Origin of the sequence: Roseibium sp., assembly GCF_965276855.1 — a bacterium.
Taxonomy (GTDB): Bacteria; Pseudomonadota; Alphaproteobacteria; order Rhizobiales; family Stappiaceae; genus Roseibium.
In genome coordinates this window covers 1451854-1470399 of record NZ_OZ255700.1, presented here as the reverse complement: position 1 = coordinate 1470399, position 18546 = coordinate 1451854, and the positions used below count along the sequence as shown (strand labels likewise).

General features: G+C 56.6%; 13 protein-coding genes. 8 read left to right on the top strand and 5 right to left on the bottom strand.

Translation table 11 applies throughout. The annotated features are described in order from the left end of the window. Positions 1 to 3: 3 nt before the first annotated feature. Positions 4 to 768 (top strand): sterol desaturase family protein, encoded by a 765-nt coding sequence (locus tag ACQY4Z_RS06685; protein ID WP_428529739.1) that lies wholly within the window; start codon positions 4 to 6, stop codon positions 766 to 768. On the opposite strand, the gene ACQY4Z_RS06680 is transcribed toward ACQY4Z_RS06685, so the two are convergent. Then, a complete protein-coding gene (locus ACQY4Z_RS06680) occupies positions 762 to 1559 on the bottom strand; it encodes a transporter substrate-binding domain-containing protein (RefSeq protein WP_428527781.1) in 798 nt (265 codons plus the stop codon). The genes ACQY4Z_RS06685 and ACQY4Z_RS06680 overlap by 7 nt on opposite strands. 143 nt (positions 1560 to 1702) lie before the next feature. On the opposite strand from ACQY4Z_RS06680, the gene ACQY4Z_RS06675 reads away from it, so the two are divergent. The 3 genes from ACQY4Z_RS06675 to ACQY4Z_RS06665 all read left to right on the top strand — a co-directional run bounded on the left by ACQY4Z_RS06675 (position 1703) and on the right by ACQY4Z_RS06665 (position 5691). Beyond that, positions 1703 to 3556, top strand: coding sequence for a glycosyltransferase family 2 protein (locus tag ACQY4Z_RS06675; protein ID WP_428527779.1), 1854 nt, complete (start codon positions 1703 to 1705; stop codon positions 3554 to 3556). Positions 3557 to 3686: 130 nt separating this feature from the next. Then, a complete protein-coding gene (locus tag ACQY4Z_RS06670; protein ID WP_428527777.1) occupies positions 3687 to 4508 on the top strand; it encodes a bifunctional allantoicase/(S)-ureidoglycine aminohydrolase in 822 nt (273 codons plus the stop codon). A gap of 199 nt (positions 4509 to 4707) precedes the next feature. Then, positions 4708 to 5691: a type I glyceraldehyde-3-phosphate dehydrogenase gene (locus tag ACQY4Z_RS06665; protein ID WP_428527775.1), complete on the top strand. Its 984-nt coding sequence runs from the start codon at positions 4708 to 4710 to the stop codon at positions 5689 to 5691. A gap of 1 nt (position 5692) precedes the next feature. Here the strand turns inward: ACQY4Z_RS06665 and ACQY4Z_RS06660 are convergent, their stop codons facing one another. The 3 genes from ACQY4Z_RS06660 to ACQY4Z_RS06650 form a co-directional block, all read right to left on the bottom strand. Continuing rightward, positions 5693 to 6181, bottom strand: coding sequence for an ureidoglycolate lyase (locus ACQY4Z_RS06660; protein WP_428527773.1), 489 nt, complete (start codon positions 6179 to 6181; stop codon positions 5693 to 5695). After that, positions 6178 to 7593: an allantoinase PuuE gene (gene puuE / locus ACQY4Z_RS06655; RefSeq protein WP_428527771.1), complete on the bottom strand. Its 1416-nt coding sequence runs from the start codon at positions 7591 to 7593 to the stop codon at positions 6178 to 6180. The genes ACQY4Z_RS06660 and puuE overlap by 4 nt, the downstream gene beginning before the upstream one ends. A gap of 88 nt (positions 7594 to 7681) precedes the next feature. Further along, on the bottom strand, positions 7682 to 8599 hold the full coding sequence (locus ACQY4Z_RS06650; protein WP_428527769.1) for a LysR family transcriptional regulator: 918 nt from the start codon (positions 8597 to 8599) through the stop codon (positions 7682 to 7684). A 103-nt stretch (positions 8600 to 8702) separates the two neighbouring features. On the opposite strand from ACQY4Z_RS06650, the gene ACQY4Z_RS06645 reads away from it, so the two are divergent. The 3 genes from ACQY4Z_RS06645 to ACQY4Z_RS06635 all read left to right on the top strand — a co-directional run bounded on the left by ACQY4Z_RS06645 (position 8703) and on the right by ACQY4Z_RS06635 (position 12856). Continuing rightward, complete coding sequence (locus ACQY4Z_RS06645; protein ID WP_428527767.1) at positions 8703 to 9962, top strand: urate hydroxylase PuuD; 1260 nt, start codon at positions 8703 to 8705, stop codon at positions 9960 to 9962. A 290-nt stretch (positions 9963 to 10252) separates the two neighbouring features. Beyond that, entirely contained in the window at positions 10253 to 11968 is a 1716-nt protein-coding gene (locus ACQY4Z_RS06640; protein ID WP_428527765.1) for an AMP-binding protein, read from the top strand. A gap of 6 nt (positions 11969 to 11974) precedes the next feature. Next, a complete protein-coding gene (locus tag ACQY4Z_RS06635) occupies positions 11975 to 12856 on the top strand; it encodes a bile acid:sodium symporter family protein (protein ID WP_209177033.1) in 882 nt (293 codons plus the stop codon). A gap of 155 nt (positions 12857 to 13011) precedes the next feature. Here ACQY4Z_RS06635 and ACQY4Z_RS06630 read toward each other — a convergent pair whose 3' ends face one another. Beyond that, positions 13012 to 15081 (bottom strand): peroxidase family protein, encoded by a 2070-nt coding sequence (locus tag ACQY4Z_RS06630; RefSeq protein WP_428527763.1) that lies wholly within the window; start codon positions 15079 to 15081, stop codon positions 13012 to 13014. 624 nt (positions 15082 to 15705) lie between these two features. On the opposite strand from ACQY4Z_RS06630, the gene ACQY4Z_RS06625 reads away from it, so the two are divergent. Next, the gene (locus tag ACQY4Z_RS06625; protein ID WP_428527761.1) at positions 15706 to 18498 is read left to right on the top strand and encodes a bifunctional aconitate hydratase 2/2-methylisocitrate dehydratase; all 2793 of its coding nucleotides are present in this window, start codon (positions 15706 to 15708) and stop codon (positions 18496 to 18498) included. Positions 18499 to 18546 lie beyond the last annotated feature (48 nt).

Below are 18546 nucleotides of genomic sequence, written 5' to 3'. Positions count from 1 at the left end.
CTGATGGCGGCTATTGAATTCGCATTGCCGAAGCGGGAGCAACCACTCGGGCGGAGCAAACGCTGGCCGACCAATTGGGCGCTCGTCGTGCTTGATGCAGCGTTGGTTCGGTTCATCTTTCCAATTGGTGGTGTTGGCCTGGCGATGCTGGCCTTCGACAACGGCTGGGGCCTGTTCGGCTGGCTCGGCTGGTCGGGCGTTGCTGCCTGGTTGCTGACCTTCGTTATTCTGGATCTTGCGGTCTGGTTTCAACATTGGGCGTCTCACAAGGTGCCGCTGTTCTGGCGCATTCACCGGATGCACCACGCAGATGCTGAGGTCGATGTTTCGACCGCACTTCGTTTTCATCCAATTGAGATCCTTCTCTCGTTTGTCTGGAAAGGTGCGGTCATTGTCGCGCTCGGCGGACCGGTGGAAGCGGTGCTGGTTTTTGAAATCGTGTTGAATGGCGCAGCACTCTTCAATCATGCAAATGCCTCGCTCCCGGGATGGCTCGACCGGGTCCTGAGAGTGTTGATCGTGACGCCAGACATGCATCGGGTACATCATTCGGTTGAGCGCCGCGAGACGGACTCGAACTACGGTTTCAACCTTTCCGTATGGGATCGGATTTTCGGAACCTATGTGCCGCAGCCTGAGCGGGGGCACGATGGCATGGAGCTCGGCCTTGGACCCGAACTCACGCCGAAAGCGCACAGTTTGCCGTTCAGTCTGGCTATTCCGTTTCTGAGGTCCAGACGGCGTCCCGAGGTACCTGAAAATCAGTAGAAACTGAGTGGAAAATAACGCAGATACAGTTCCTGGTAGACGCCCTTTTGGTGCAGCTGTCTTAGGGCATAGTTCAATGCTGCGGCCCGCTCGGTATCGCCGCTCCGCGTAGCAATCGCCATACCCTCCCCAAAGTAACCCGGCTCCAACCAGGGACCACCGGCAAAGCGGCAGCAGTTTTCTGCCGCTGGGCTGCGCAGCCAGAACGAGAGACTGAGACCGTCACCAAAATGAGCATCTGCCGTCCCATCCTTCACGGCTTCTCTCGCTTCTGCAGTGGACGGGAAGTTCAGGATGTCGGCGCTGGGCCAGAACTTGCGGGCAAAGGCTTCGTGACGGGTTCCGTCTTGGACCGCGACTGTTTGGCCGGGTTCGGGAGCATCGCCGAAGTCGTTATCCGGTGAGTTTGAAACGATCACACGGGCCGGCAGTTTCATGTAATCGTCGGTGAATGTCAGATCGCGGGCCTGCGGTGAATACCTGGAAAGGCCTGAGATGATTGCGTCTCCCTCTTCCTCCTCCAAGGCCGGGATCAAGACCTCAAAGTCCTTTATTTTCAACGCACAGGAGATTGCGAGCTCCTGACATAGGGCACGGGACAAGTCGATGTTGAACCCTGTCAAGCGGCCTTGCGGATCGCGGAACACAAAGGGCGGGAAGTTGTCCGTTGCAAGAAACTGGATTGTGTCCGGGATGTTGTTCGGCCGGTCAAAAACAGCTTTGTGATCCCAGAAATTTGGAACGATGATTTCCGGTTGATTTGCCCGAGCTAAATCAGAAGTTGCAACCATAGCGATTATAATTAATAGTAATGCAACTAAAAATACGAAAGTAACACCAAATACCCGTTTGCCGGGGGGCAGCAACTCAGCTTCGTTTATTGACGATCCCCTACGGCAGAAGTGCGTGTATCGAGTATGCGGGGGGAACGGAAATGCAGGACAGTCTGCCGGGTGTTCTTGAAATCCTGTTGTCACGTGGCGTTCCCCGATCGGTTTTAACAGCGGCTCATGACGCGGCCCAAGTTCACGGCGTCCCGTTCGAAGAGTATCTGCTTCGCCACGCCATTGTCACTACGGAGTGTCTTTACAGCGCCTTTGCAGAACTCTGCAATCTACCGTTTTTGCCCGAAAACGGATTTCGGTTGCGCACCTTGAATGACCGGCCATTGGCCATAGGGGAGGCGGAGTTCGGCCCGACCCTGTTATCGCTTTACCGGAACCAGGCGCTTTATGCGATCGCTCCGGAGCCCGGACAGTTTCTCGCGGTCCGCCGCCATTTGGAACGCCATCCGGTGCTTGCCAAACAAATCCGGATTACGACCCCCGCCGCAATCGAATATGCGTCCCATGTATCCAATTCACCGGCCGGAGAATTGGAAATCCGGTTTCCGTCCTATTCGGCGCGGCATATCCGGTTGCCGGCGGTCCTGTTGATCCTGTGTTTTCTCGCTGTTTTTGTGCTGGGTGTCAGCCAGATGATTTCCGGGGCTTTGCTGTTTGTTGTAACCGGCGTCGTTTCGCTGGCCTGCTTGGGAGCCGGGATCATCCGCTTTGTTTGCGCACAGGCTTCTCAAGAGGAAGACTTGGTCTACCATTTGCCGGAACCCTTAAGTTCCGGGCTGATCATTTGGCCGCGATATACGGTTCTTGTTCCGCTCTATAGGGAAGCAGGTGTTGTTCCGGATCTACTACGAGCCTTAAATGCGCTGAATTATCCGCGCGACCGGCTTCAGATCCTCCTCCTGATGGAAACGGACGACCTTGAAACCGCGGCAGCCCTTCCTGAAGATCTGCCACCTCACATCGAAGCCTTGGTGGTGCCGGACGGGACACCCCGGACGAAACCACGCGCGTTGGACTACGGTCTGGCAGCAGCCACCGGAACTTATGTGACTGTCTTCGATGCGGAGGACAGGCCAGACCCTGACCAGCTGAAGAAGGCTGCTTTCCTGTTTGCTCGAGGACCGGCCGAACTCGCTTGCCTGCAGGCGCGATTGGTTGTCGATAACGCCAACGAGACCTTCATCTCCCGCCAGTTCGCGCTTGAATATACCTGCCTGTTTGACCAGTTGTTGCCGTGGTTGTTCAGGCATCGTTGGCCGTTTCCGCTGGGGGGGACCTCCAACCACTTTCGCATCAGTGCATTGCATGCTGTTGGTGGGTGGGACCGGTACAACGTGACCGAAGACGCTGATCTCGGCGTCCGGCTCGAACGGCTGGGGTTCCGGCTCGGTGTCTTGCCGTGTCAGACATTGGAAGAAGCGCCGGTTACCTTGAAGGCTTGGCTCGCCCAGCGTGCCCGCTGGCACAAAGGGTGGCTGCAGACAATTTTCGTTCATGCCCGATCACCGAGACGGTTACTGAGCGATCTTGGAGCGGTCAGAACAGCCGTTTTGGCGGCATTGTTCCTCGGCACTTTTCTCTTGATCGCACTACATCCGGTTTTCTTGGTTCTCCTGACCGGTTCTCTCCTTGGGTATTACGACCACACTTATTTCTTCGGCAATATTGTGCTGACCGTGATGTTTGTATCAGGTGCGGCCGCTGGCTATGCCGGCGCTTTGTTTGCTTTGTGGACAGGTGCCCGCAGGCGCGGGCATGGCATCCGGTTGCTCGACGCACCGGGCGTCTTGATCTACTGGATGTTCGCGGGTCTCGCCTTTTACAGAGCCGTCTGGGAATTGGCCTCAGCACCTTACCGCTGGAACAAGACGGAACATGGTGTATCGCGTCAACGAACCTCTTTGACCGATTGGAAAACGACGCCCGAAGCGGAACTAAAATAAGCATTATCTTTGTTGCTAAACGTAATCACCCCATTTTCTTGAAAAATCGAAAACTGCTGATCTCTTTCCCCTCTGGCTTATAGGGGCGTTGAAGGCCATATTTCCATCTGCAACTGAATTTAAGGGAAGAATGGCAGTGCCGAAGTCGTACTACGCGCCAACAGGCGGACATCCAGGGCAGGAAACACTCTTGACTGACAGGGCCGTCTTTACAGACGCCTATGCCGTCATTCCGCGCCGGACCATGCGCGATATCGTAACCAGCTATCTGCCATTTTGGGACGAGACGCGTCTTTGGGTCCTGTCCCGCCCATTGTCCGGGTTTGCTGAGACCTTTTCGCAGTACATCATGGAAGTCTCTCCCGGTGGTGGCTCAGAGCGCCCGGAAACGGACCCCGATGCTGAAGGTGTTCTGTTTGTTGTGGAGGGCGAGGCCGTTCTGACTGTCGAGGGAACGCGCCATGATTTGCGCGCCGGAAGTTATGCCTTCCTGCCGCCCGAGACGGATTGGACCTTCAAGAATGAAAGCGCCAACCCAGTGCGCTTTCACTGGGTACGCAAATCCTATGAAGCTGTTGACGGTCTGGATTTCCCTGAGGTCTTTGTGACCCATGAAGACGATGTCGCGCCAATAGAGATGCCGGGAACGGACGGCAAGTGGGCAACGACCCGGTTCGTCGATCCCAAGGACTTGCGGCACGACATGCATGTCAACATCGTCACCTTCCAGCCGGGGGCGGTTATTCCCTTTGCCGAGACCCATGTGATGGAGCACGGGCTTTATGTGCTCGAAGGCAAGGCGGTTTACCGGCTCAATCAGGATTGGGTCGAAGTGGAGGCCGGTGACTACATGTGGCTCCGGGCCTTTTGTCCTCAAGCCTGTTATGCCGGCGGCCCGGGGCCATTCCGGTACCTTCTCTACAAGGACGTCAATCGGCACATGGCGCTCTAAACATCTGCGTCAGACGGAATGGGAAGAGGTAGGGCATTTGCCTGCCCTTTCCCATAATTGTCTCTAAGGACAATGTTTTTCGAGACAGACAGCCGTGGATTGATAAAAGTAAGGCCGCGGTTCGGCTGCATTAGCCGGGCCGTATTAACCCGGCCATGCCGGGTGTTTCGGCTGCTCTTCATCATAGCGGACATGTAACATGCGGATCGTCATCAACGGGTTCGGCCGTATTGGCCGGACTGTCTTGCGCCAAATACTGCGGTTGCCAGCTGATCACTCCATTGATGTGTTGCAGATCAATGACATCGCAGCGCTCGAGACCTGCGCATACCTCTTCAAGTACGACAGCGTCTTTGGTCCTTATCCGGGATCCGTTGAGCGCACGGACGACAGCCTGATCGTGGACGGGCGTAAAATCCCGTTCACGTGTGCTCCGGACATTTCCGGGTTCGACCTGTCAGGTGTGGATGTGGTTATGGAATGCACCGGGCGGGCAGATACCAGAGATGTTGCGTCCCGGGGCCTCAAGGCCGGCGCCAGCAATGTGCTGATCTCTGGTCCTTCGGCTGCTGCAGATGTGACCTTGGTCCTCGGTGCGAATGAAGATCAGCTCGGCAGCCACACGATTGTGTCCAATGGGTCTTGCACAACGAACGCCTTGGCTCCGCTCTTGCGCGGAATTGATGATGCGATCGGTATCGAAACCGGCCACATGACGACGGTCCACTGTTACACCGGCAGTCAGCCGATGGTGGATGCGCCGCGTGGGCCGCTGGAGCGCAGCCGGGCAGGCGGTGTGTCTATGGTTCCGACGACCACCAGTGCGACCAAGCTCTTGGGCGTTGTGCTGCCGCAGCTGGACGGCAAAGTCAGCGGGGCTGCCGTGCGAGTTCCCTCGATCAGTGTCTCGGCAATAGACGTCACGCTCACGTTGAAAGAGCCGCCCGAAGGCGACGTCAACGCGCAGCTCCAGAAGATCTTTGACAGCAGTTCAATCGTCGGTTTTACAAACGATCATGTCGTCTCGACCGATATGCGTGCCCGGCCGGAGTCTCTGGTTGTTGCTCTGCCGGAAACGCTTGCCGTTGGGGACCGTCAGGTCCGCATTTTCGGTTGGTACGACAATGAATGGGGATTCTCCTGCCGGATGATCGACATGGCGCGCCTCATGGCGGCCCGGTAGGTCAAACAGCTTCAACGATCCAGGGCGTATCGAACCAGTGTTCTTCTAGGTTTGCGCCATCCCCGATCCGGTCGACGACGATATAGCGGCCGGGTTTTTCGATTGGGGCAAGGACCCCGTGCCACGTCCCCCGGTGAAGGTTGATGGACTGCCCTGGCTGGGTGACAAAGGCTTTCAAATTGCCCGGCGCGCCGTCCTGGTCTTCGGCGACAATCACCAGCATCGGAACACCGTCCAGTGGAACAAATGCCTGACTGCCGTCCGGGTGCCGCTCGACCATGTCGACCGTGTAGGGAAAGCTCCGAGCCTTGGCGTCAAAGAGGCTGATCCCGGCGCGGCCGGTGCCAAAATCAACCTTTGCCAGATCGTGATGACGCCCGCACATACCTTGGTTGATGATCTTGTCCGGCTCACCGGATACCTCGATCACATCGCCATAGGCCGAAAAGGCCTCAGCTGTCAGTGGCGCGGGCGTCAGAACATGGGTCATGGCAGAACATCCATCAGGCGGAATTCCGCGATCCGCTCAACCTGTCGGCAGGCCTCGGCAAATTCCGTTTCACGGTCATTGCCGATCCGCTCGTGAAAGGCAGCCAGGATGGACGCCTTGGTGTGATCACGGACGGCGATGATGAATGGGAAGCCATGTTTTGCGACGTAGTCGGAATTGAGCTTGGTAAAGGTCTCCCGCTCGTCGTCGGTGAGCATATCCAGACCCGCACCTGCTTGTTCGCTGGTGCTTTCTGCGGTGAGGCGTCCAGCCGCTGCCAGCTTTCCGGCAAGGTCCGGGTGTGCGGTCAATACGCCCAAACGCTCCTCCGCGTTCGCGGTCCGGAATTTGCGGCAGAGCGCATTGTGCACCCCGGCCGCACAGTCATGCGCCGGGCCGAGTTCCAAATCAAACGCACGTTCCGCAATCCAAGGCGAGTGCTCAAAGATGCCGCCGAATTTGGCAACGAACGTGTCGCGATCCATCTGGCTCGGCCGCTCAAAGGCTTGCGGCGGATGGTGTTTGGCCCAATGCTCAGCAATCTCGATCCGGCGCGGACACCAAACGCCGGTGTGGCTCTGGATGTAATCGATAAACTTCTTCAAGGCCGCGATCTTGCCTGGTCGGCCGATCAAGCGACAGTGAAGGCCTATAGACATCATCTTCGGAGCGCCCGCTTCGCCTTCGGCATAAAGGACATCGAATGCGTTTTTCAGGTACTCGAAGAAATCCTCACCGCTGCTCCATCCCGGCGACACAGAAAAGCGCATGTCGTTGGCTTCCAGCGTGTAAGGGATGATCAGCTGTTGCCTGCCGCCGATCTCAAGCCAATACGGCAGGTCATCGTCATAGGTGTCGGAGATGTAGTCAAAGCCACCTTCTTCCGCGACCAGCCGGACCGTGTTTTCCGAGCAGCGCCCGGTGTACCAGCCGTGCGGACGCTCACCTGTCACTTCCGTGTGGAGACGGATCGCTTCTGCGATGGCCGCGCGTTCGGTCTCCGGATCCATGTCCTTGTGTTCGATCCATTTCAGACCATGGCTGGCAATTTCCCAGCCGGCGCTCTTCATGGCCGCGACCTGTTCCGGATTGCGGGCGAGCGCCGTCGCAACACCATAGATCGTCAGTGGAATGTCTGCGCCGGTAAAGAGCCGGTGGATCCGCCAGAAACCGGCGCGCGCGCCGTACTCATACATGGATTCCATGTTCCAATGGCGTTGACCCGGCCACTGGGCGGCACCCGGAATATCTGACAAGAACGCTTCAGACGCGGGATCGCCGTGAAGGACGCAGTTCTCGCCGCCTTCCTCATAATTCAGAACGAATTGCACAGCGACCTTGGCACCGTTCGGCCAGTTTGCGTTCGGCGGCGTGGGACCATAACCACGAAGATTGCGGGGATAGCGATTCAAGACAGACCTCCAAGCTTTCCGGTCTTATAAAACAGCGCACGGGTGTTTGGTTTTCGATAATTCTTGAAAGTGCTTCACAGTTCCAGCTTCAGACTGAAGGCGTTTTGGCCAGTTCGTCCTGAATGTGTGAAACCATGAAGTCGATGAAGAGGCGGACTTTAGGATCCTGACGGCGGCGGTGGGTATAAAGGCATGCCATTTGAACGGGGATCGGTGGTTCGCTTTCCAAAACTTGAACCAAGCGCCCGGACTTCAAGTGTTCTGCAACTTCGAACACCGGTTTGACGACGATGCCATGACCTTCCAGCGCCCAAGCGGTGAGCACATCGCCGTGGTCGGACTCAAAAGGACCTTTGACCGGAATGCGTTTCACACCCTCGGGTGTTTCAAGCGGCCACTGAAATTCTGGCGCGCCGGGATAGCGCATGTTCAAGCAGTCGAATTTGCCTGTCGACAAATCAGCGCTCGATGCCGGTTGCCCCGTCTTGGCAATGTAGTCCGGAGAGGCGCAGAGGATCCTCTGGCAATCGGCGATCTTGCGGATTTTAAGGTTCGAGTCTTCCGGAACCCCCAAAAAGAATGCGGCATCGAGGCCTTCGCCTGTCAGGTCCACCTTCCGGTCCGACAAACGCAACCGGATATCGATCAGCGGATGGTCTGCCTTAAAGGTCGGAATGGCCGGGGCAATCAGACTTTGCCCCATGCTGATGGGAGCCGCGACGAACAATGTCCCGCGCGGTGAGCGGGTCATGTTGGTGATTTCCGCTTCCGCTTCTTCCACCGCTTCCATTATTTTTGTTGCGCCGCGGTAAAAGATATTGCCCTGTTCGGTCGGGCTCAGGGCGCGGGTCGTGCGCTGAAACAGCCGGACATTCAGGTGTTCTTCCAGTTGAGAAATCCGGGACGACGCGACCGCAGACGAAATTCTAAGGTCCCTTGCGGCCGCGGACATGTTACCGAGCTCATAGACACGTAAAAAGGTGCGGATATTCTCCAGGTAAGCCATTTGGCGATTGTTCCGGATTTTTTGAAACTGCTTGGATTATGTCGGGATACCAGAAAATTGGATGATCGACTAGGTTGATGGCAAAGTTTTTGGAGGGATTGGAATGCTGGATATCGCCATCATTTGGGACTGGCTGATGTTTGCCGTCAGGTGGCTTCACGTCATCACCGCGATCGCCTGGATCGGATCGTCGTTTTACTTCATCGCGCTTGATCTGGGCCTTAGAAAAGTGCCGCATTTGCCTGTTGGCGCGCATGGTGAAGAATGGCAGGTCCACGGCGGCGGCTTCTACCATATCCAGAAATACCTGGTCGCGCCCGCCAACATGCCGGAGCATCTGATCTGGTTCAAATGGGAGAGTTATGCGACCTGGTTGTCCGGCGCGGCTCTCTTGATGATGGTCTACTGGGTCGGCGGCGAGCTTTATCTGATCGATCCGGCAAAAGCGGACCTTGCGCTTTGGCAGGGCATCTTGATCTCCGCAGCATCCCTGTCGATCGGCTGGCTGGTCTATGACTTCCTCTGCAAGTCGAAGCTCGGCGACAATCCGACTCTTCTTATGGTGCTCCTGTTCGCGCTGCTGGTCGTCATGGGCTATGGCTACAATCTGGTCTTCACCGGTCGCGCCACCATGCTGCATCTGGGAGCCTTCACGGCGACCATCATGTCGGCGAATGTGTTCTTCATCATCATTCCGAACCAGAAAATTGTCGTCGCGGACTTGAAGGCGGGCCGGACGCCTGATCCGAAATACGGCAAAATTGCCAAGCTGCGGTCCACGCACAACAATTACCTGACCCTGCCGGTGATCTTCCTGATGCTGTCCAATCACTACCCGTTGGCATTTGCCTCGGAGTACAATTGGGTGATCGCAGCGCTTGTCTTCCTGATGGGCGTTACCATCCGGCACTACTTCAACTCCAACCATGCCGGAACCGGCAATCCGACCTGGACATGGCTGGTAACCGCACTGCTGTTCCTCGGTGTTATCTGGCTGTCGATGGCTCCGCTTCAGCACGACACCTACGAAGCGTCCGAAGTGCGGCCGCTGACAAAGACCGAGCAGGCCTTTGCCAATGCCGAAGGGTTTGAAGAGGTCATGGCGATCGTGCCCGGCCGCTGTGCCATGTGCCATGCCCGGGAGCCCTTCTACGAGGGGATCCATTGGGCGCCGAAGGATGTGCTCCTGGAGACAGAAGCAGATGTCGTACGCTCGGCCAAGCAGGTTTATCTCCAGGCCGGTGTGACCAACGCCATGCCGCCGGCCAATGTGTCTCATATGGAAGAGAGCGAACGGCGCGCGATTGTGGCTTGGTACAGGAACGCCACAAAGGATCAGCCGTTCTGGATTGGCGCGCGCTGACGGACCGGTCGGTCAATTTCTTTCACGCTTGAAATAACGCGCTTGTTAAACCGCACCTGCTGGCCTCCCAATGCTTACATTCGGGAGGCGGCGTTGTTCAGTGTTCGGCTCTGTCGATTGAAGAGTTGTGTCATTCGTCAAATTTCCCAATAAAAAACTTTGCCTATGCCCTTGCGTCACGGGGTTTTACTGAGGCCGTCCCGCATCTATGGTTGAGGCGCAATCTTTGCTGCTTGAGGAGGCAACTAAAGGTTGTTTAAGGAGCAGGCTGGTGATGCCGGGAGGAAGCAATGACATCAAGCGATCGTCCGTGGACCGCGTTTTATGGCCCCGATGTGCGGTCCGATATAGACGCCGCATCCTACCGCACGATCAGTGATTTGATCCGGTCTGCAGCAGACACTTACAAGTCTGCCCCGGCCTTCACGACCTGCATGCACAATGGCATGAACGGCACTTTGACCTTCGAGCAGGTCGATGAAATGTCAGACGCCTTTGCGGTCTATCTTCGGGAGGTGGCAGGACTTGCGCAGGGCGACCGCGTGGCGTTGCAAATGCCAAATGGCCTGTCGTTTCCAATCGCTGCCTTTGGGGTCTTCAAGGCCGGCTGTGTTCTGGTAAACGTCAACCCGCTTTACACGGCTGAAGAGATGGCGCGGCAGTTCCAGGATGCGGAACCGCATGCGCTGGTGATTGTCGATATGTTTGCTGACAAGATCCCGGCTGCAACAAAGGGACATCCGATCCCCAATATTATCGTCACGCGGGTTGCGGAGTTTTTGCCTTCATTGCCGCGCGGCATCATCGGGTTGGTGCAAAAGTACTGGGACCGGTCGGTCAAACCGATCGAAGTCCCGCATATCCGTTTTCCGGAAGCGCTTGCCGCGGGGCGGGAACACAAAACCCGCGACCATGTCGAAGTTGATGCCTATCACCAGTCCGTCGAGCCCGACGATGTGGCCTGCTTGCAATACACCGGCGGGACGACGGGTGTTGCGAAGGGCGCGATGCTCACCCACAAGAATCTCCTTATGAACATGGAGCAATCGCTGGAGATGTGTCCGGCGGTGCAACGAGGTGAGGAGGTCGCACTGACTGCCCTTCCGCTTTACCATATCTTCGCGTTCACGCTGAATTTGCTTGCCTTTTATTGGATCGGATCGCGGAACATTCTGATCCCGAATCCTCGGCCGCTGACAAATCTCAAACGCGCGTTTGAGAATTACAAGATCACCTGGATGAGCGGGGTGAACACCTTGTTCAACGGTCTGTGCAACGAGACGTGGTTTCTCGACAGCCCGCCAAAATATCTGAAGTTTTCCTCAGCCGGCGGCATGGCCTTGCAGGCAGATGTTGCTCGGAGATGGGAGGAGGTGACCGGCCGGCCGGTTCTGCAAGGCTACGGGCTGACAGAAACCTCACCTGTTCTCAGTTTCAACCCGATCGGCAAGACGCGTGACGGTTCAATCGGGATACCGCTGCCGTCCACCTTGTTGCGCTGTGTGGACGATGACGGCAACCCGGTGCCGCAGGGCGAGCGCGGGGAAATCGCCGCCAAAGGCCCACAGGTCATGGCTGGATATTGGAACAAGCCGGAAGAGACCGCGATCGTCATGCGAGATGGCTGGTTTCTGACAGGTGATATCGGCGTGATGGAGCCGGATGGGTACTTCTACATTGTTGACCGGAAGAAGGACATGATTGTCGTGTCGGGCTTCAATGTGTACCCGAACGAGGTCGAAGACTGCCTTGCATTGCATCCGGGCATCTTCGAAGCCGCCGTAATTGGCGTTCCGGATGACACCACTGGAGAAGCGGTGAAGGCCTATGTTGTTCTGAACGACAAGAGCCTGACCAAAGAGGCGATCCGGGCTCATTGCAAGGAGCACCTGACAGCGTACAAGGTGCCCAAACGGGTTGAGATCCGGGACGACCTGCCCAAAACAAACGTAGGCAAGATCCTCAGAAAAGACCTGCGCGCAGAAGAGCTGCAGGCGGCGGAGTAATAATCCATGGTCGGAGCATTTGAACAGGCGCTTCTGGCGGCCATGATCTTCGTCATCATGCTGGGAATGGGCGCGTCCCTGACCCCGCGCGACTTCTATCTGGCACTGCGCCGGCCCTATGGTCTCGCCGTTGGTGTTGTCTCACAATATGGCTTTATGCCGTTCATCGGCTTCCTGATGACACTGGCTTTGGCATTGCCCGAGCCGATTGCAATCGGACTCTTGATCATGTCCTGCATGCCGGGGGGCACGACATCGAACATTTTTGCCTATTTCTCCAAAGGCAATCTGGCACTGTCGGTTCTCATGACGGTGACCTCGACCGTGTTCGGCGTCATCCTCATTCCGATTGTCCTTGTGATCTACGCCACGGCGCTGGACCTCGAAATCCCACGGGAAAACATCATCGCAACCCTGGTGATCCTGTTGGTCCCGGTCGCGATCGGTATGGGTTTGCGGAAAATTTCCGCGAATATCGGTGCGGTGACCGAGTTCTTCGGATCGGCCTTGGCCTTGTTCTTCATCGCCTTCATCGCGATCTCCTGGATCCCGCGGAACTGGCAATTCCTTCTGACAACCACGCCGGCAACCTATTTCGCAGCGATCATGCTCGGTGTCTTCGGGATATTGGTCGGCTATCTCTTCGCCCGGTCCTTGAAGCTCCATCCGCGCAACGTCCGGACTATTGCCTTGGAAACCGGCATTCAGAACGGACCGCTGGCCGTTGCCATCATCGCCCTAACCTTCCCAAGCGACGAGCAACAAGGGATCATGGCCGTGGCGGCGCTCTATTCCCTGTTCATAGTGATCACGTCAACGTTGGTGACACTCATCTTCCGGCGGGCGAACACGGCCGCGGAACAGAAGATCCCCGACAGCCTGCTTTAGAGCGTGTCGCGGTTAATCGAATTCAGCAGGTTTAGCGTTCGAGGCGCTACCGAGAGGCAGCGAAACCTGAATCCGTTTAAACGCGATTTGCTTTAACGGCTGTCGAGTCTCTGCGCCGATCGGATTGCCGTAAGACTTCCATCAAGCCTTTGCAATCAGATGATCTGAATATCCGACAGGTCCAACTGTGAAACGGAAACGCCAAGCAGGGTGATCGACAGGCTGTCTGAGAAGCTGAAAACGGCTCCAACATCGGTGTTCGCGGCGAGGGCCAGGATTTCGGCAGATGACGAGAAACCTGCGACCCCGATCTGAAGGATGTCACCGTTGCGGTTACTGGTGCTGAAATCAGTTACTTTGTCCGATCCGAAGGCTCCGTCAAAAACAAAGGCGTCACTGCCGCGCCCTCCATTAAGGGTGTCGTTGCCCGTGCCGCCGACCAGCACGTCATTGCCATCGCCGCCATAAAGTAGGTCGTTTCCGGCCTGGCCGAACAGGACATCGTTTCCGTCCTGTCCCTCCAACTGATCGTCCCCGCCGGCGCCGTCCAGAACGTCATTGCCGCGATTGCCCAGGATCAGGTCTCTCTCTTCCGAACCGACCAAAGCATCATCCCTGTTGGTCCCGCCGAGGCGGTCGTATGCCAGCATCACGTTGTCCTGAATGGACCGGATGTCCGTGTTGCGCTCGATCACGTCGGCCAGCGTGGTGGACCACAGAGCATCAATCTGAGCCTGAGGAAGATCCAGGCCCTGGCTCCAGAAGGGATCGCCGTCGCGCAACCGCAAAAACTGATCAAGAAGGATCGTCGCAAACAGCTCTCCGACGATGCCGTTGCCCGAAGGATCCTCGGCAAGTCCGCCGATCCAGGCATCGACCTGATCGACGGATCCGTAAACGCTGGCCAGTTGTGCGGCCAATGTGGCATCCGAGGTTACATCCGAGAAGTCAGCTGCGCGTTGCAAGCCGAGGACCTCGCGCAGGTCGTTGTAGCTGGCGACCCCAAGATCTCGGCCGCGTTCGATGTTCAAGGCGGCGAGATCAAGCCCGCCAGAGCCTGGAGCGCCAAACAGGAAGGAGCGCACATCCTCCACGATGTGCGTATCCAACTCTTGCGCCATACCGTCTGCAAGTCCGCGCAGAAGGGGATCGATTCCCCCATTTTCTGCGATCTCTGACGGGTTGAAAAACGCTTCACTCAAAGAGAGATCTCCGGCGGCGATGGTATCGCCATCCCGGTCCAACCTTTGAATGCTGGATGACAAGAGGCTGTGGCCAAAGCGGAAAGCGGCAGTTGCAAATTCGACCGAAATGCCAGGATTTACGTCCGGATTGTACCCGGCGTAGTCCGTGATGGCATTCTGTCCCAAGAGGAGTGGAAGAAACTCATTATAGGTGATTGCCTGGATTTCAGCTTCAATGATGATCCGGGCTGCGTCATAGAGTTCATCCGAGCTCATGCTTGGGTCCTGGCGGGCCAGCCGGTCCACCCAGAGGTTATGCTCGCGGGCAAACAGGGTGTGCATGGATGTCAGAGCGACATTTTCCGCAGCGCGCACTTCGCCGGCCAACACGCCACCTGTTTCCGTTTCGATGAGGAGGTTGTTGTCCGTCAGGAGCAGCGTCCCGCCGTCGCCGCGCAGCGAGGCGGCAGTTTCGGCATCTGATCCGTAAACCATGGAGGCATCGATAAAAGCGGTGATTTCATTGCTGTATTGCCGGGCAGACGTGGCTCCGGTTCCATCAACAAATCCCGCGCGTGTAAACGGTATGACCGCTTCACCCGTTCCGGTTGGGTCAAAGTCGCTGTCGGCAGCAGGGACAACAATCGGCGCGAATTCAAATCCCTCGCTGCCGGTCAGTGTGATGTCATGATCGATGAATTGGCCCCAGACCCAGAACATGTCACTCAGGCCGAAGGAATTGGGCATATCTTCAGTTTGCTGCGCAACGGCGTTGCTGATCGCGCGGGCGTTCGGAAGGTCAGTTGCGACGGAGCCGATGCCGTCTGTGTAGTTCGCATCTGTTAAGCGCAGCATTTGCTGGCCGACAGATCCCCAGTCGATGTTGGTCTCATGACTGGAGGATCCGTCAATGGACCGGGTTTCAAGAGCCGCGACAAGTTTTGCCTGAATCTGAGCCAAAGTGTTTGGCGCGCTTTGCTGGTTTTGTGGCTGATCCGGGTTTTGCTGATCGCGGCGTTGATCTTGATTGGACCGAGGCATCTCAAGCTCCTGATTTTATTGTTGGATGGGACGGAACGTGCGGTATCGTCAAAACGCCAGTGCACGCGGCGTTTGGTCGAATGCGATGAAGTGCTGTTGCTTTGGAATGGTGAGGTTAGGGGACGTGGATCGCACGAATAAACGGCAATCGCAGCGCCGGGCTGCGAGCTGGCTAGTGTCGTTGGTTTGTGTTGCGGCCTTGCAAGTAAAATCGCAAGGCAATGGCCTCCGGTACGGAGCAACATACCGCTCGTCCCCCAGTCTGGAGTCCACCACACCCAGAATTATGCACGCCCTACTTGAACAACCCTTCGGAACGGGATTCATTCCGTTGGCCATGAAAAAATGCTAAGTTAGAAAGGCTTGGGAAATGCAGGGACAGGGCACCTGGCCTTGGTGCCTCGCGCGGGAGGTGGTCACCAAAGATACAGGAATTCGAGTGACCATTAAGACTTGCTCAGTGGTGTGCGATTAAGAAGCAATCGAACCTCAATTAATTCAGTGAACAATATTGCATACCATTGTATACTGAATTATGTAGTGCGCAGCGAGCTTACCCGGCGAGCCAGCAAAGGTGCGACCCGGCGACTAAGCGATATTCAACTTCAAGACGCCGGGGTCCTTATGAGTCTCTATACTGATTATCTCGCCGAGATCGAAACGCGCAAAGAGCAGGGCTTGCATCCCAAGCCAATCGAAGACGGAGCTCTGGTTGCCGAGCTGATCACGCAGATCAAGGATGCTGGAAACGAACACCGCGACGACTCGCTGAAGTTCTTTATTTACAACACGCTGCCTGGCACGACGAGTGCTGCAGGAGTCAAAGCGAAGTTCCTGAAGGAAATCATTCAGGGCGCAGCGTCTGTCGAGGAAATTGCTCCGGCGTTTGCCTTTGAACTGCTGTCTCACATGAAGGGCGGCCCGTCCGTTGAAGTTCTGCTGGATCTGGCTCTGGGAGAGGACCCGTCAGTTGCAGGACAGGCAGCCGATGTTCTGAAAACACAAGTGTTCCTCTATGAGGCAGACACCGACCGCCTGAAAGAAGCCTTCGAGGCGGGCAACACCGTCGCCAAGGACGTCCTGGAAAGTTACGCGAAGGCCGAGTTCTTCACCAAGCTTCCGAATGTCGAAGAGGAGATCAAGGTCGTGACATATATCGCTGGTGAAGGCGATATCTCCACAGACCTTCTGTCTCCGGGTAATCAGGCGCACTCGCGGTCTGACCGTGAACTGCACGGCAAGTGCATGATTTCCGAGGCCGCGCAAAAAGAGATCGAGGCGCTGAAACTGCAGCACCCTGACAAGCGGGTCATGCTGATCGCTGAAAAAGGCACCATGGGCGTTGGTTCCTCGCGTATGTCCGGCGTCAACAACGTTGCGCTTTGGACCGGTAAGCAAGCAAGCCCCTATGTTCCTTTTGTCAATATTGCTCCGGTCGTTGCCGGTACCAACGGCATTTCGCCGATCTTTCTGACCACCGTTGGCGTAACCGGCGGGATTGGCATCGATTTGAAGAACTGGGTCAAGAAACTCGGTCCGGATGGCAAGCCGATCATGAACAACGATGACACGCCAGTCCTGGAGCAAAAGTACTCCGTTGAGACCGGTACTGTCTTTACCATCAACTCCAAGACCATGAAGCTGATGAGTGAAGACGGCAGCGAGGAGCTGACCGACGTTTCTTCCGCCTTTACACCGCAAAAGGTCGAATTCATGAAGGCCGGCGGCTCTTACGCCGTGGTTTTCGGCAAGAAGCTGCAGACATTCGCCGCTGAAACCCTCGGCGTTGAAAAGCCGCAGGTCTTTGCGCCGTCCAAGGAAATCTCGCATGAAGGTCAGGGCCTGACCGCTGTTGAAAAAATCTTCAACCGCAATGCCGTCGGTACGACGCCGGGCAAAACCCTGCATGCTGGGTCCGACGTCCGGGTTAAGGTCAACATTGTGGGGTCCCAGGACACCACCGGCCTGATGACGTCCCAGGAACTGGAGGCAATGGCGGCAACGGTCATTTCGCCGACCGTGGACGGGGCCTACCAGTCCGGCTGTCACACAGCGTCGGTCTGGGATCTGAAGGCGCAGGCCAACATTCCGAAACTCATGAAGTTCATGAACAACTTCGGTCTGATCACGGCCCGTGACCCGAAAGGCGTCTACCATTCCATGACGGACGTGATCCACAAGGTTCTGAACGATATCACGGTTGACGATTGGGATATTACCATAGGCGGTGACAGCCACACCCGCATGTCCAAGGGCGTGGCCTTCGGCGCGGACTCTGGAACGGTGGCGCTCGCTCTTGCGACCGGTGAAGCGACCATGCCGATCCCGGAAAGCGTAAAGGTAACGTTCAAGGGCTCCATGGCCGATCACATGGACTTCCGTGACGTGGTACATGCGACGCAGGCGCAGATGCTGAAGCAGCATGGCGACAACGTGTTCCAGGGCCGCATCATTGAGGTGCATATCGGCACGCTGCTCGCCGATCAGGCATTCACATTCACAGACTGGACTGCGGAAATGAAGGCAAAGGCCTCCATCTGCATCTCCAATGACGAGACGCTGATCGGTTCGCTGGAATTGGCCAAGGGCCGCATCCAGACCATGATCGATAAGGGCATGGACAACCAGAAGAAGGTTCTTCAGGGCTTGATCGACAAGGCCGACAAGCGTATTGCCGAAATCAAATCGGGTGATAAGCCGGCCCTGACACCGGATGCCGATGCCAAGTATTTTGCAGAAGTCGTCGTTGATCTGGATGAAATCAACGAGCCGATGATCGCTGATCCGGACGTCAACAACGAAGACGTCTCCCGCCGCTACACGCATGACACGATCCGCCCGGTTTCCTACTACGGGGGTGAAAAGAAAGTCGATCTCGGCTTTGTCGGGTCCTGCATGGTGCACAAAGGCGACATGAAAATCGTTGCTGGTATGCTGAAGAACCTGGAAAAGGCGCAAGGCAAGGTCGAGTTCAAGGCACCGCTTGTTGTGGCAGCTCCGACCTACAACATCATTGATGAGCTGAAGGAAGAGGGCGACTGGGACGTTCTGCAGAAATACTCGGGCTTTGAGTTTGACGATGCGGCACCCAAGTCGGCCGCGCGGACCGAATACGAGAACATTCTCTATCTCGAGCGTCCAGGCTGTAACCTGTGCATGGGCAACCAGGAAAAGGCTGCCAAGGGTGACACGGTCCTGGCCACCTCGACCCGCCTGTTCAAGGGCCGTGTGGTGGAAGACAGCGCCGACAAGAAGGGCGAGTCCCTGCTGGCATCCACCCCGGTTGTCGTTCTGTCCGCAATCCTCGGCCGCACACCGAGCATTGATGAATACAAGGAAGCGGTTGAAGGCATCGACCTGACAAAGTTCGCTCCGCCTCTGGCAAAGCCGCTGGATTCGAAGTCGGTTCACTTCTAGGCGAAGAGTGTGATGGCAGCCGGCTTTGCCGGCTGAGCATCCATGGTC

Coding starts and splice junctions, on each gene's coding strand:
- ACQY4Z_RS06685 (WP_428529739.1), top strand. CDS start 4: ATGGCGGCTATTGAATTCGCATTGCCGAAGCGGGAGCAACCACTCGGG.
- ACQY4Z_RS06625 (WP_428527761.1), top strand. CDS start 15,706: ATGAGTCTCTATACTGATTATCTCGCCGAGATCGAAACGCGCAAAGAG.
- ACQY4Z_RS06670 (WP_428527777.1), top strand. CDS start 3,687: ATGGCAGTGCCGAAGTCGTACTACGCGCCAACAGGCGGACATCCAGGG.
- ACQY4Z_RS06645 (WP_428527767.1), top strand. CDS start 8,703: ATGCTGGATATCGCCATCATTTGGGACTGGCTGATGTTTGCCGTCAGG.
- ACQY4Z_RS06675 (WP_428527779.1), top strand. CDS start 1,703: ATGCAGGACAGTCTGCCGGGTGTTCTTGAAATCCTGTTGTCACGTGGC.
- ACQY4Z_RS06665 (WP_428527775.1), top strand. CDS start 4,708: ATGCGGATCGTCATCAACGGGTTCGGCCGTATTGGCCGGACTGTCTTG.
- ACQY4Z_RS06640 (WP_428527765.1), top strand. CDS start 10,253: ATGACATCAAGCGATCGTCCGTGGACCGCGTTTTATGGCCCCGATGTG.
- ACQY4Z_RS06635 (WP_209177033.1), top strand. CDS start 11,975: ATGGTCGGAGCATTTGAACAGGCGCTTCTGGCGGCCATGATCTTCGTC.
- ACQY4Z_RS06630 (WP_428527763.1), bottom strand. CDS start 15,081: ATGCCTCGGTCCAATCAAGATCAACGCCGCGATCAGCAAAACCCGGAT.
- ACQY4Z_RS06660 (WP_428527773.1), bottom strand. CDS start 6,181: ATGACCCATGTTCTGACGCCCGCGCCACTGACAGCTGAGGCCTTTTCG.
- ACQY4Z_RS06650 (WP_428527769.1), bottom strand. CDS start 8,599: ATGGCTTACCTGGAGAATATCCGCACCTTTTTACGTGTCTATGAGCTC.
- ACQY4Z_RS06680 (WP_428527781.1), bottom strand. CDS start 1,559: ATGGTTGCAACTTCTGATTTAGCTCGGGCAAATCAACCGGAAATCATC.